We start from the raw sequence: 13,827 nt of genomic DNA, 5'->3' as shown, positions 1-13,827 counted from the left end.
CAGCGATGTGCTGACGATAAAGCGCGATGGAGAATGCAGATGAGCAAGTTCTCATGGCGATGGTTGTCACGTCAGAAGCCTAAGCCTTCGAATGCCGGGTCTCTGGATGCCGCGCAGGGTACCGAACGATTTGCAGGCAGCGATCGGCGCCAACTGCTTCAGGCGCTTTCGGTCATCGTCGGTGGCGGCGCTTTGGCCGCGCTGCCACAAAGCTCGGATGCGAAAGATGCGAGCGACCTGCCACCTCCGAAACGGGCACTCACCGGCCGCAATGAAGCCGGCAAGTCGGTGTTCAAGTCCTTCGACGTCACGTCCAAGGTCGTGGAGATCGATGCCAGTCCTGGTCTGACCTTCTACGAACTCTACATGACCGAGGGAGTGCCCGGACTTACCGGCCTGGAGCCGGACCCGATGCTGAAAGGGACGAAAGCGTTTCCCGGTCCGGGCGGGACGATGTTTCGTCTGATTTCTTATCCACCGAAGCGCCCCGAAGGTTGGAAGCCGCCGCCCGGCGTCACGATGGAGAGCGGGCTGCGCGAGTTGTCGGAGTAGGTCCGCGGCATGGGTGACCATTTCGAGCGCGACGCGCCAGGCATGCACACATCGGACACTATTGATTATGGCGTCGTGGTTCGCGGCGAGATGACGCTGGAATTGGACGACGGGGCGAAAGTCCATTTACGCCAAGGCGATTGCATCGTGCAGAACGGAACGCGCCATCGTTGGCGCAATCCGTTGTCGGAGCCGTGTCTCATGGCGTTCATCTCGATCGGCGGGCAACGCAGCTAGCACCTGGGCATGCCACGCGTGACGTCAGGCTATGAATCGATGTGGCCATGGCGCTCTTGCGCTACCGTGCTGTCATCCTGTTCCACGCATCCAGCCCGGCGATCTTGTAGGCCTCCGCCAGCGTCGGATAGTTGAAGGTGTTCTGGATGAAGTAGTCGATCGTGCCTTTGAGATTGAGCACGGCCTGGCCGATATGGATCAGCTCGGTGGCGCCTTCGCCGAGGATATGCACGCCGAGCAGGCGGCGGGTCTTGGTCGAGAAGATCATCTTCATCATGCCGCTATCCAGACCCATGATGTGGCCGCGCGAGGTCTCGCGAAACCGCGCGACGCCTACCTCATAGGGGATGCCCTTCTGGCGGACTTCCTCTTCGGTGAGCCCAGTCGTGGAAATCTCCGGCACCGAATAGATGCCGTAGGGGAAGAACTCCGGCGGCGCCAGCGGATCCATGCCGAGGGCGTGGCAGGCGGCGACGCGGCCCTGCTCCATGGACGTGGAGGCCAGCGAGGGAAAGCCGATCACATCGCCGGCGGCATAGATATGCGGCACGCTGGTCTGTAGCGTGACGGGATCGACAGTGATGCGGCCGCGGTGATCGACCGCGATACCGGCGGCTTCGAGATTGAGCCGGTCGGTGGCGCCGACGCGACCGGCGGCGAACAGCAGCATTTCCGAGGTGACGTTGCGGCCGTCTGCGAGTTTGGTCACGATGTGCCCGCTTGGTGCGTGCTCGATCGCATTGACCTTGGAGCCGAGCCGCAGCGCGACATTGCGATCGCGCAGCTCATGCATGAATTCGTCGATCAGCTCCTTGTCGATGAAATCGAGAAAGGTCGGCCGCGGCTCGATCAGCGTCACGGCGACATCGAGTGCGCTGAAGATGGTGGCATATTCGACACCGATCACGCCCGCGCCGATCACTGCGAGGCTGCGCGGCAGTTTCGGCAGGTCGATGATCTCGTCGCTGTCGAATACTGTCTTGTTGTCGAACGGCACGTAATCGGGCCGGAATGGGCGGGTGCCGCAGGCGATCAGGATATGACCGGCGGTGACATTCTTGATCTCGTTCTTCTCGTTGGCGATCTCGATCTGGTGCGGTCCGGTGAAACGCGCCTCGCCGAGTGCCGTCTTTACGGCATTGCGGCTGAACTGATGCTCCAGCACCTCGACTTCGTGGTCGAGTGTCTTCTGCAGCCGCATGATCAGGTCGCGGGCGTCGATGTCCTGTTTCACCCGATAGGAACGGCCGTAGAAGCCGCGCTCGCGCCAGCCGGACAGGTTGAGCACGGTCTCGCGCAGGGTCTTCGATGGAATGGTGCCGGTATGGACGGAGACGCCGCCGACCCGCCGCCCCTTCTCCACCACCAGCACCGATTTACCGAGCTTGGCGAATTGGACGGCTGCGCGCCGGCCAGAGGGGCCGGAGCCGATCACGATCATATCGTAGTCATACATCGAAGAGGCCTCGAAACCGGAAGGGCCGGTATATGCAATCGCTTCGCCATGCAGCAATCGGGCCACAGGCGGTATCTTCCTGCACGAGGAATGCAAATTCGGTGTGACTTGGACGGGGAGATCGACCTGCGAAGCCGGGCCTGCGGCGCCAATTCCGACGGAAGAGTTCAATTGAATAAAGCTACCTCCGAGGTAATCGACCTGATGACTGGAAGCTGGGATCAAGATGGACGGCCGCTTCAGGCCGAACCGTTGAGCGAGGCGCTCCCATGCACCAGATCGTTGCCAATCCTGTCGACTCCGCGCGCCGCTGGTGGGTGCTAGCGATCGTCGTTGCGGCGCAGTTCATGTTTGGGGTCGATGCCTTCATCGTCAATGTCGCTATCCCAACCATCGCGGTCGAGCTTCGTGCCAGCGCGGCGCAGATCGAGGCCGTGATTGCGGTCTATCTGATCGGATATGCGACGCTGGTGATCACCGGCGGGCGGCTCGGTGACATCTACGGTACCAGGAACACCTTTCTCGCCGGCGTGCTCGGCTTCACCCTGACGTCGCTGTGGTGCGGGCTCGCCCAATCCGGACCGGAGCTGATTCTGGCACGGCTGGCCCAGGGCGCCACTGCGGCGCTGATGGTGCCGCAGGTGCTGGCCACCATCCATATGCTGTTTGTGGATGAAACCCGCGCCCGCGCCTTTGCCGTGTACGGCATCGTGCTGGGCCTTGCCGGCGCTGCGGGCTTTCTGCTCGGTGGCCTGCTGGTGACGATGGACCTTGCAGGCCTCGGCTGGCGTGCGGTGTTCTTCGTCAACGTACCGATGGGGCTCGTCATCATCGCGGCTGCGTGGCGGCTGATGCCGTCCGTTCCCCGCCGCCCAGGCACGCGGCTGGATATACCGGGGGCGCTGGTGCTGTTCGCCGGATTGCTCGGTCTGATCGGCCCATTGCTGTTCGGGCACGAATTACACTGGGCGCCGTCGGTGTGGCTGGCGATGGCTGCGGGTGCGGCAGTGATCGCCGGCTTCGTCAGGCTCGAGCGCCGCGTCGCGTTGCGCGGTGGCATGCCGCTGATCGATCTGGCGTTGCTGGCGGATGCTGCTTTCATGCGCGGGCTGTGCGCGGTGTTCTTTTTCTTCTTCGCCAATCTGTCATTTTACTTGGTGATGACGTTGTTCATGCAGAACACGCTGCACATTCCGCCGCTGCGGGCCGGTCTCATTTTCATACCGCTGGCGCTGGCCTTCATCGTCGCATCGCGTCACAGCGGCATGCGGTCGCGCCATCGTGGCACGCTGGTGCTGATCGAGGGTTGCGTGGTGCAGGTCATCGGTCTCGCCGCGCTGGCTGTAACGGTGCTGGCCGTGAACGCGTCGTCTGCGTCGCTGCTAGCGGTACCGCTTGCCGTATTCGGTTACGGCCAGGGTCTGGTCATGGCGCCGCTGTCCAGTGCCGTACTGTCGACCGTGCGGACGTCGAGCGCGGGAGCCGGCTCGGGCATGTACGGCACCACGACGCAAATCGCCAACGCAGCCGGCGTTGCTGCGATCGGCGCGGTCTATTTCGCGGTGCAATCCGCCGCATCTGCAGTCATCGCGCTGCTCGCAAGCTTCGCATTGTGCGTGTTGTCGGTCGCCGCCTGTGCGGGCTTTCTGCTCTGGATGCGCCGCGCGGGCAACGCGTAGAATTCCAGCACGGCGTTTGACCGCCCAGCACGCGCCTTGACAGGTCAATCGCGATGGCTTGATACTGGGGCATGGGGACAAAGCGATCTCCCCACGAGGCGACATGCCCAAGTATCGCGTCCCGCATTCCTGCAAGGACGCGCCATGTCATCGATCAACAGCATTTCCGTTGAAAAACTCGTTCGCCTGATCGGGACGCCGAAATGTCCCGCGCTCGTCGATGTCCGCACCGATGAGGATTTCGCCCGGTCGCCGTTTCTCCTGCCAGGTTCGGTCCGGCGGCCATTCGGCGACGTGAATGGCTGGGCCGCGGCACTGCGCGGTCGGTCCGCCATGGTGATCTGCCAGAAAGGTCTCAAGCTCAGTCACGGCGTTGCCGCGCTGCTGCGCGAGGCCGGTATCCCGGCAGAGGTTCTGGAAGGCGGATATCTCGCATGGGAGAGTGCGGGCCTGCCGCGCGTTCCCACCGGCAAGTTGCCGCCACAAAACCCGCAGGGCCGCACTTTGTGGGTGACGCGCGAACGCCCAAAGATCGACCGCATTGCCTGTCCCTGGCTGATCCGGCGTTTCATCGATCCGGCGGCGCTGTTCATGTTCGTTGCGCCGTCGGAAGTGTCGGCCGTCGGCGAGAAATTTGATGCTGCGCCCTTCGATATCGAAGGCGTGTTCTGGAGCCATCGCGGCGAGCTCTGTACCTTCGATGTGATGATCGAGGAATTCGGCCTCGCCACGCCGCCGTTGCTGCGGCTGGCTACCATTGTCCGCGCGGCGGATACAGCGCGGCTCGATCTCGCCCCGGAAGCGCCGGGCCTGCTGGCGGCGTCACTCGGCCTGTCGCGGATGTATGCCGACGATCTCGAGCAGCTCGAGGCTGGACTGAATCTGTATGATGCGTTCTATCGCTGGTGCCGCGATGCCAGCACCGAAACCCACAACTGGCCGACAGCAAAGACGAAAGCTTGAGATGACGGAAGCAACTTCGGTCACGCCACCGGCCATTTCCGAGCCGCAGACCCACGGCGTTTCCTTCTCGGAGGCGTTCTCGGTGTGGCTGCGGATCGCGTTGCTTTCCTTCGGCGGTCCGGCCGGGCAGATCGCGGTGATGCATCGCATCCTCGTCGACGAGAAGCGCTGGGTGTCGGAAAGCCGGTTTCTGCATGCGCTGAACTACTGCATGCTGCTGCCGGGCCCGGAGGCGCAGCAGCTTGCGACCTATATCGGCTGGCTGATGCACCGGACAGCTGGCGGGCTGATGGCCGGCGGGCTGTTCATCCTTCCCGGTGCGATCTGCATCATGGTGCTGAGCTGGATCTACGCTGCATTCGGTAATGTCGGCATCGTCGCGGCGCTGTTCTTCGGCCTGAAGGCCGCAGTGCTCGCGATCGTGCTGCAGGCGGTGGCGCGGGTCGGTAGCCGTGCACTGAAGAACGACGTGATGCGCGCGCTGGCAGCCATCGCTTTCCTCGCGATCTTCTTTCTCGATGTGCCGTTCCCGGTGATCGTTTTCGGTGCGGCAGCAATTGGCTTCCTCGGCGGTCGGGCCAGTCTGTCGGCCTTCACGATGGGTGCGGGCCACGGGTCATCAGGCGGCGGCGACGCTGATAGCTTGCTCGGAGATCAACTTCCTCTCCATGCCCGGCCGAGCGTCCGGCAGTCGCTCATCGTTGCGGCCGTCTGGCTTGTGCTGTGGCTCACGCCCGTCGCTGTGCTGCTCGTGGCGTTCGGCAGCGATGACGTGTTCAGCCAGATTGCCGTTTTCTTCTCCAAGATGGCGATGGTCACCTTTGGCGGTGCCTATGCGGTTCTTGCCTATGTCGCGCAGCAGGCCGTCGATCACTATGCATGGCTGAAGCCGGGCGAGATGCTCGATGGCCTTGGCATGGCCGAAACCACGCCTGGTCCGTTGATCATGGTTCTGCAATTCGTGGGCTTCATGGCCGCCTTCCGCGCACCCGGGATGTTGCCGCCGCTGCTGGCGGGCACGCTTGGTGGGTTGCTCGCGACCTGGGTGACCTTTGCGCCGTGCTTTCTCTGGATTTTCCTCGGGGCGCCGTTCGTCGAGACCCTTCGTGGCAATCGCGCGCTGAGCGCCGCGCTGGCGGCGATTACCGCCGCAGTGGTCGGCGTCATCCTCAACCTCGCGATATGGTTCGCCATCCACACGATGTTTCGCGAGGTGAAACCTGTTCGTACGCTCGGACTGAGCTTCGACATGCCGGTTTTGCACAGCGTCAATGGATGGGCTGTCGCGCTGTCGGTCGCGGCTCTGCTTGGGGTCTTCTATCTGAGGATTGGTCTGCTGCAGATACTGTCGGCCTGTGCAGGCGCGGGTGTGCTTTTGCACATTGCCGGCCTGGTATGACCTCGCGAAACCGTGTGCGGAAGAGGTAATTGACGGCCGACGGAACAGGAACGTTTCGAGTGACGTGGCGTTGAAGGCCGTTCACTCAACAGGAGCTGACCATGCGGAAAACCATTCTTTTTGCGATCTGCGCCACGGCCATCGGCGCCACTCCGTTCGCAGCCTTTGCCCAGGCGACCGGGCCCTCCGGTCAGGATTCGACCAAGATGGGCACGGGTACGACGGCCAGGGACGGCGAGGCCAGGACCACGGGTACCCAGGGAATGTCGAAAGACAGTGCGAAGAAGGATTCCATGCACAAAGACAGCATGAAGAAAGACAAGATGATGAAGAACGAAATGAAGCAATAAAGCGTCATTTTCTCCCCGACTCGCCCCGTACGGCGTGGCCATGTTTATGGCCGGCCCTGCGGGGCTTCCTTTGCAATATAGGTAATTTCTGAAGCGTCTGTGGCGCCTCTCGTTTCGTTGATAGGTATATTGAAACCGTATTTGTTTTATTTTGCAGTGCAGCAACCATATGCCGTCGGTACTGTTGTATAAGCCTGACGACCTAGGAGCTGCCGTGTCCCTCGCCGATAATATCGATTTCCTCCGCAATCTCCCGAAACCGCCCGGAATCAATACGTTGGAAGGGCTGGCGCGTGGCCGTGCGTCGGCAGGTTTGAGCCCGATCAGCGAATCAACGGGTTTCGGCAGCAATCCCGGCGACCTCCGTATGTTCAGTTACGTGCCCGCCACGCTGGCAGCGAATCCGGCATTGGTCGTCGTGCTGCACGGATGCACCCAGAACGCTGCGGGCTATGACAACGGCACCGGCTGGTCTGCTCTCGCAGAGCGCTATGGTTTCGCGCTGCTGATGCCCGAGCAGAAGTCATCCAATAACGGCAACACCTGCTTCAACTGGTTTAACGCCGATGATATCGCGCGCGATAGCGGCGAAGCGCTCTCGATCCGAGAGATGATCGAGCAGATCGCCGTGGACCACGATGTGGATCGCAAGCGTATCTTCGTTACGGGTCTGTCGGCCGGCGGCGCGATGACCTCGGTGATGCTCGCGACCTATCCTGATGTCTTTGCTGCTGGTGCCATCATCGCAGGCCTGCCTTACGGTATCGCCACCACCATGCAGGAAGCGCTGAGCGGTATGTATCGCGCGGCGCCGCGCGCCGCGAACGATCTCGGCAATCTCGTGCGCAAGGCATCGCCGCATACCGGTGAGTGGCCGAAAGTATCCGTTTGGCATGGCAGTGCCGATCGCACCGTCAATCCCGCCAATGCCGGCGAAATCGTCAAGCAGTGGCTCGACCTTCACGGCCTGCCGCCCGCACCGATGTCCGCCGTCGATGTCGACGGCTATCCGCGTGAGGTGTGGTGGAACAAGGACGGGGAAACCGTCGTGGAATCCTACACGATCACCGACATGGCGCATGGCGCGCCGCTGGCGATTGCCGGGCAGGACGAGCCCTATGGTGCCGCCGGTGCCTTCCTGCTCGAAGCCGGCATCTCATCCTCCTATCATATCGCGCAGTTCTTCGGCCTTACCCGGCAGCTTGCACCCCGCAATGTCGAAGCTGCAGCCGTGGAACCCGCGGCGCCGGCGGATGCTGTTGTCTCATTGGTGACGCAGCAAAAGCCGCGCACGTCAGGCGATCGAGGCGCCGCGCGCCGCGATCCCGCAGGACGGCGGCCTATCGATATCAACAGTGTCATTACCCGGGCTCTCACGGCTGCCGGCCTCATCAAGTCACCCTGACAAGTAACAGGCCGTGATTTGCGCCGATTTGCGCCGGGTCTGACAGGGCGCTAAGTTCTCAAGATACGTCAGACTGGTCTTGCGTACCGATTGCCCGCGCATGTTGGATGCCCATCGACCGAATTCGCCCGACTTTCTCGCCGGTGGAGGCGAGATGGGAGCGTTGATGCGTGCTTACGATTGGGCGTCGCATCCGATCGGAGCACCGGACACCTGGCCGCAGAGTCTGCGCACCGCGATCCGGATCGTGCTGAATACGAACCACCCGATGTTCATCTGGTGGGGACCGGACCTCATCCAGTTCTATAATGACGCCTATGGGCTGACCATGGATGCACAACAGCATCACGCAGGGCTGGGCGCGCGCGGCCGTGAATTCTGGCACGAGATCTGGCCCATCATCGGCCCGCAGATCGCGCAGGTGATGAGTGGCGGCGGTGCCACCTGGCACGAAAACCAGCTGATCCCCATGACGCGCAATGGCAAGCTCGAACACAGCTATTGGACCTACAGCTACAGTCCGCTCGATCTGGATGACGGCGTCGGCGGCGTGCTGGTGGTTTGCCGCGATGTCACCCGGGATCATGAAGCGACCATTGTCTTGCGTGAGCGAGAAGCAGAGCTCGCGCGCGTGCAGCAGATTGGCCAGATCGGCGGTCTCGAAGTCGATCTACGTACCGGCTTCCGCAATCGTCGATCGCCCGAATATCTGATTGTTCATGGTTTACCGCCGGAAGCGGCCAACGAGTCGCACGAAGATTGGGTGCGTCGCATCCACCCCGAGGATCGCGAGGCGACGGAGCAGAAATTTCGCGATGCGGTGAAAAGCGGCGTGCGCGACTACACTGTACAGTATCGCATCATTCGCCCGAGCGATGGCGAGACTCGCTGGATTTCAGTCCGGTCCTATATCGAGCGCGACGACGCGGGAAAGCCGCTGCGGCTGGTCGGTGCGCATACCGACGTCACCGATCAGGTGCTGGCCGAGAAGGCGCTGCGCAAGAGCGAGGATCAGGCGCGTCAGCTCGCGGCAAAACTTGCAGACCTCAATGAGACGCTGGAACAGCGCGTGCGTGACAAGACGCGTGAGCGCGACCGGATCTGGAGCGTGTCGCAGGATCTCCTGATGGTCTCCGACTATGATGGCGTCTGGCGCACCGTCAATCCGGCCTGGACGCGCACGCTCGGCTGGAGCGAGGCCGAGCTGCTCAACAAGACCTCGCGCTGGCTCGAGCATCCCGAGGACCAGGCCAGGACAATGACCGAGGTCGATAAGCTTGTTGCCGGCGAGCCAACGATCCGCTTCGAGAATCGCCTTCGCCACAAGGATGGCTCCTATCGCTGGCTGTCCTGGACGGCGGTGCCGGATCAGAACCAGATCTATTGTGTGGCGCGCGATGTCACTGCCGAGAAGGCTGCCGCCGAGCGCCTTAGAAATACTGAAGAGGCGCTGCGGCAGTCGCAGAAGATGGAGGCTGTCGGTCAGCTCACCGGCGGCATCGCGCACGACTTCAACAACCTGCTCACAGGCATCGTCGGCTCGCTCGACCTGATGCAGACACGGCTCGGTCAGGGTCGCACCGACAATATCGCGCGCTATATCGACGCTGCGATGACCTCGGCAAATCGTGCGGCGGCGCTGACGCACCGGTTGCTGGCCTTCGCGCGGCGGCAACCGCTAATTCCGAAAAGCGTCGATGCCAATGTGCTGATCGTCTCGCTGGAGGATCTGTTGCGCCGGACCATTGGCGAGACGCTGGATCTCGATATCGCGGCGGCGCCTGATCTGTGGTGCACGCTGTGCGATCCGAACCAGTTGGAAAGCGCGTTGCTCAATCTGGCGATCAATGCGCGCGACGCGATGCCTGATGGTGGGCACCTGAAGATCGCGACACAGAATGTGCGTGTCGATGCCATCAATGCCAATGCGCCGGCTCTGACGCCGGGCGACTATATCTGTATCAGTGTCAGCGACAGCGGAACCGGCATGAGCCCGGAGGTCGTGGCGCGCGCTTTCGATCCGTTCTTCACGACAAAGCCGATCGGGCAGGGCACGGGCCTCGGCCTGTCGATGATCTACGGCTTCGCGCGTCAGTCCAACGGACATGTCAGCATCGACAGCAGGCTCGGTATCGGGACGGCTGTGAAACTGTATCTGCCGCGTCACGAGGGAGACGCTGCTACACAGGATGCCGACCCGCTGAAGGACGATCAGCGCGTAGCCGCAGGCGAAACCCTGCTGGTGGTCGAGGATGAGCCGGTGGTGCGCTCTGTCATCGTCGATATGTTGCAGGACGAAGGCTATCGCGTGCTCGAGGCAGTTGATGGTCCGTCGGGCTTACGGGTCCTGCGCGAGACGCCGAATATCGATCTGCTGGTCACCGATATTGGGCTGCCCGGCATGAACGGCCGTCAGCTTGCCGATCAGGCGCGCGAGGCGCGGCCGGACTTGAAGATCCTGTTCATCACCGGTTATTCTGAAAGCGTCGTTATGGCGAAGGGCTTCCTGCTGCCTGGGATGGAAATGATCACCAAGCCGTTCGACCTCGATCATTTCTTGCAACGCATCCGTGCGATGATCACGAACTGACTATTCGGTTCCATTTCTCTCAAGCTATTTCAGCCGCTGTGCGCAGGTTCTAACGGTTCAATTTCCCGGAACCATTGTGCGACCGCGCACTTGTATCGGCGCAACACCAATCAATCGAAACTGGAGATCATCATGATCCGCCGTCTTCTCGGAACCGCCGCCATTGTCGCCACAATGGCTCTTCCCGCTGTTGCTCAGGCTCAGGGTGTCCCCGGAGGCATCGAGCGTGGTGCGCGCGATGGCGAGCGCGCAGCTGGTCCTGTTGGCGCTATCGTAGGCGGCACCATTGGTGGTGTTGTCGGCGGCGTAGCCGGCGTGCTCGGCGTCGACGATCGTCCGCGGTTCCGCAGCTATGTCGTGGAACAGCGTCGCCCATCCTACACCTATAGCAACGAAGTTCGCGTCGGTGCCGTGTTGCCTGAGAGCGGAGTAACCTATTACGAGGTTCCGGCAGAATACAATTCCGCCCGTGAATACCGCTACACCGTGGTCAATGGTCGCACGGTTCTCGTCGAGCCGCGTACCCATCGCATCGTCGAAGTGATCGATTAAGCCGATCAATAAATGACTTTTCGAACAGGCCGCCTTCAGGCGGCCTGTTTTGTTCCATCTATGGCCTACGGCGTATCTGTAGTCAGCGCCGATGTTCTCGCGTAGAGAAGTGCCGGGGAATCACACGAGCACCACGCGGCGATCAATCGCCCGGATGCGGAGAACGATGGCCACCAGCAATCGCGATCAGATCGCCCCTGCCATCGCACTGGACATCCCCCTTGCCGATCGTACCGAGACAGGTCTCGCTTTGCCGGACGGCGTGCAGCCCTACCGCATCGACTGGTTCAACACGCTCACCATCGTTACCTTTCACGCACTCGCATTGCTCGCGCTGATGCCGCTGTTCTTCAACTGGACAGCGGTGATCGTGGCGGTCATCGCAGCGCGGTTGTTCGGCCTCATCGGCATCAATATCGGCTATCACCGGCTGCTGACGCATCGCGGTTTCAGGTGCCCGAAATGGCTGGAGCACGCCTTCGTTGTCGTGGCGATCTGCTGTGCCGAGGATACGCCGGCGCGCTGGGTTGCCATCCATCGCCGTCATCACGAGAAGTCTGATGAACAGCCGGATCCCCACAGCCCACTTGCCGGCTTCTTCTGGGGCCATATCGGCTGGCTGCTGGTGAAGAACCCGGATCTGTCCCGCCTCGGTATTTATGACCGGTATGCGAAAGACGTCCTGCGCGATCCGTTCTATGTCGCGCTGGAACGTAATTTCTGGCAGCTGAAGATCCTGCTCATCCAGGTCAACGTCTTCTTCTTTGCGGGCCTGGCCGGAAAATTGCTGTGGGGTGGGTCATGGGCCGAGGCCGTGCAGTTCGCACTAAGCATCGTCATCTGGGCAGTGTTCGTACGAACGGTCTTCGTCTGGCATCAGACCTGGGCAGTCAATTCGGTCACCCACATCTGGGGTTATCGCAACTACGCGACCGATGAGGACAGCCGCAACAATCTGTTCATTGGCTACCTCGCCCATGGCGAGGGCTGGCATAACAACCATCACGCCGATCAGCGCTCAGCACGCCATGGCCATCGCTGGTGGGAATTCGACACCACCTATCTGACGATCCGCCTTTTGGAAAAGCTCGGGCTGGTATCGGATATCGTCCAGCCGCGGCATGTAACCAAGCGCTAAGCAAAATTGGCGCCGCATATGCCACACCAGGTGCAACTTTTCGTCACAATTCGCGTTACTACACCATGATGACGAAGCCCGATATCTGGTACGTGGCGTTTGGCCCCGACAAATCAGTGAAGTCCGACACCCGCGCTGGGGGCGGGGTACGTACGACCAGGACCTTCAAATCCGAAATCGATGCAAAACTGTTCGCCCGGGAAATTCTGGCCAAAGGCTGGACCGCAACAGCTGGCACGCTCAATCCGCATCAGCCCAAACGTACCATTGCGGCGTCGCAGATCGAGGATTGGGCCGATCCGGGTCAAGCTGTCCGATCCTGCTAGATGACTTCGTAAGCGAAAAACAGGATGATCACCGTGATCGCGACGAGGCCTCCCAGAAAGCACTGATCGGCAATCGACTCGCAGCGCTCGCTGAGTTGGCGGTTTTGCGACTTCCGCATCGACGTATAAGACGCGACCGCGCTGGCGAGGAAGAACAGCGAGGCGATGGCCGAATATTCATCGACCCGGCTGGGGCCGATCTGCGGCTCCATGATCTTGACCAGTCCGATCAGCGTCGCGCAGACGCCGATCATCGTTCCGGAGCTCGGCAGGATGTGCTTGGACAGCGCTCCTTGCTCCCCGGAGGCCCTGTCATCGCTCATCGCGAGATTATGCCTGGCCGGTGAGGAACGGGTTGGTCATCCGCTCCTGGCCGATGCTGGAGCCGGGGCCATGACCGCAGATGAACCCGACATCGTCGCCGAGCGGGATCAGCTTGGTCGTAATCGAATTGATTAATGTCTCATGGCTACCGCCGGGGAAGTCGGTCCGCCCGATGGAGCCTGCGAACAGCACGTCGCCGACATGGGCGAATTTCATCGCCTTGCTGTAATACACAACGCTGCCGGGCGAATGACCGGGGCAGTGCAAGATGTCGAAGCTTAGCCCGCCGACACTGACGGTGTCACCTTCATTGAGCCAGCGATCGGGCATGAAGTTGCGGGTGCCCGTCATGCCGTATTTCGCACCGCTGTCCTCGACATGTTCGAGCAGGAACGTATCGGCGACATGCGGGCCGATGATCTCGACTTTCAGCGTTTCGCGCAGCTCGTCGGCACCGCCGACATGGTCGATATGGCCGTGAGTCAGCCAGATCTGTTCGACCTTCACATTGGCCTTGGCAATGGCGTCCAGGATCAGCGGCACATCGCCGCCGGGATCGATCACTACGGCCTGCCGCGTGGCCTCATCCCACAGCAACATGCAGTTCTGCTGAAACAGGGTCACCGGGATGATGGTGCCGCCGGCCTGGGCTTTATGTTCGGTTTCATCTGTCATCGCGCCACAATGCTGATTTTTGCGGGCGAGAAAAGGGGGATCTGGGCGTTTCTTTCTTGCCCTCTCCCCCCGGGGCGCGGCGCAGCCGCGACGGGTGGGAGAGGGTGGATCGAACCGCAGAGCGGTTCGAGACGGGAGAGGGGGCGCTCGCTCAAGGCCCTCTCCCGCCTTCGCTTCGCTC

At 61.6% G+C, this 13,827-nt stretch carries 14 protein-coding genes; 11 read left to right on the top strand and 3 right to left on the bottom strand.

Annotation, left to right across the window (positions count from 1 at the left end; genetic code table 11):
- Positions 1–39 precede the first annotated feature (39 nt).
- A complete protein-coding gene (locus RSO67_RS16265) occupies positions 40–552 on the top strand; it encodes a hypothetical protein (protein WP_315839719.1) in 513 nt (170 codons plus the stop codon).
- A gap of 9 nt (positions 553–561) precedes the next feature.
- Positions 562–789: a cupin domain-containing protein gene (locus RSO67_RS16260; RefSeq protein WP_315839718.1), complete on the top strand. Its 228-nt coding sequence runs from the start codon at positions 562–564 to the stop codon at positions 787–789.
- Between the two features lie 61 nt (positions 790–850).
- On the opposite strand, the gene sthA is transcribed toward RSO67_RS16260, so the two are convergent.
- A complete protein-coding gene (gene sthA / locus RSO67_RS16255) occupies positions 851–2,245 on the bottom strand; it encodes a Si-specific NAD(P)(+) transhydrogenase (RefSeq protein ID WP_315844270.1) in 1,395 nt (464 codons plus the stop codon).
- A gap of 269 nt (positions 2,246–2,514) precedes the next feature.
- Between sthA and RSO67_RS16250 the strand changes: the two genes are divergently transcribed.
- The 9 genes from RSO67_RS16250 (at position 2,515) to RSO67_RS16210 (ending at position 12,647) form a co-directional block, all read left to right on the top strand.
- Positions 2,515–3,924: an MFS transporter gene (locus RSO67_RS16250; RefSeq protein ID WP_315839717.1), complete on the top strand. Its 1,410-nt coding sequence runs from the start codon at positions 2,515–2,517 to the stop codon at positions 3,922–3,924.
- A 144-nt stretch (positions 3,925–4,068) separates the two neighbouring features.
- Positions 4,069–4,887 (top strand): sulfurtransferase/chromate resistance protein, encoded by an 819-nt coding sequence (locus tag RSO67_RS16245; protein WP_315839716.1) that lies wholly within the window; start codon positions 4,069–4,071, stop codon positions 4,885–4,887.
- Position 4,888: 1 nt separating this feature from the next.
- Positions 4,889–6,286: a chromate efflux transporter gene (gene chrA / locus RSO67_RS16240; protein WP_315839715.1), complete on the top strand. Its 1,398-nt coding sequence runs from the start codon at positions 4,889–4,891 to the stop codon at positions 6,284–6,286.
- A gap of 101 nt (positions 6,287–6,387) precedes the next feature.
- Positions 6,388–6,636, top strand: coding sequence for a hypothetical protein (locus RSO67_RS16235; protein ID WP_315839714.1), 249 nt, complete (start codon positions 6,388–6,390; stop codon positions 6,634–6,636).
- 214 nt (positions 6,637–6,850) lie between these two features.
- Positions 6,851–8,041, top strand: coding sequence for a PHB depolymerase family esterase (locus RSO67_RS16230; RefSeq protein ID WP_315839713.1), 1,191 nt, complete (start codon positions 6,851–6,853; stop codon positions 8,039–8,041).
- A 100-nt stretch (positions 8,042–8,141) separates the two neighbouring features.
- Positions 8,142–10,631, top strand: a complete 2,490-nt coding sequence (locus RSO67_RS16225; protein WP_315839712.1) for a PAS domain-containing protein — start codon at positions 8,142–8,144, stop codon at positions 10,629–10,631.
- Between the two features lie 132 nt (positions 10,632–10,763).
- The gene (locus RSO67_RS16220) at positions 10,764–11,183 is read left to right on the top strand and encodes a DUF1236 domain-containing protein (protein WP_089263705.1); all 420 of its coding nucleotides are present in this window, start codon (positions 10,764–10,766) and stop codon (positions 11,181–11,183) included.
- A 166-nt stretch (positions 11,184–11,349) separates the two neighbouring features.
- Positions 11,350–12,321, top strand: a complete 972-nt coding sequence (locus RSO67_RS16215) for an acyl-CoA desaturase (RefSeq protein ID WP_315839711.1) — start codon at positions 11,350–11,352, stop codon at positions 12,319–12,321.
- Positions 12,322–12,386: 65 nt separating this feature from the next.
- The gene (locus tag RSO67_RS16210) at positions 12,387–12,647 is read left to right on the top strand and encodes a hypothetical protein (RefSeq protein WP_315839710.1); all 261 of its coding nucleotides are present in this window, start codon (positions 12,387–12,389) and stop codon (positions 12,645–12,647) included.
- Here RSO67_RS16210 and RSO67_RS16205 read toward each other — a convergent pair.
- Entirely contained in the window at positions 12,644–12,970 is a 327-nt protein-coding gene (locus RSO67_RS16205) for a hypothetical protein (protein WP_089263487.1), read from the bottom strand. The genes RSO67_RS16210 and RSO67_RS16205 overlap by 4 nt on opposite strands.
- Before the next feature lie 7 nt (positions 12,971–12,977).
- Entirely contained in the window at positions 12,978–13,646 is a 669-nt protein-coding gene (locus tag RSO67_RS16200) for an MBL fold metallo-hydrolase (protein WP_315839709.1), read from the bottom strand.
- Positions 13,647–13,827: the final 181 nt, after the last annotated feature.

Source organism: Tardiphaga sp. 709 (genome assembly GCF_032401055.1).
Taxonomy (GTDB): Bacteria; Pseudomonadota; Alphaproteobacteria; order Rhizobiales; family Xanthobacteraceae; genus Tardiphaga.
This window is presented reverse-complemented; position numbering and strand designations above follow the sequence as displayed.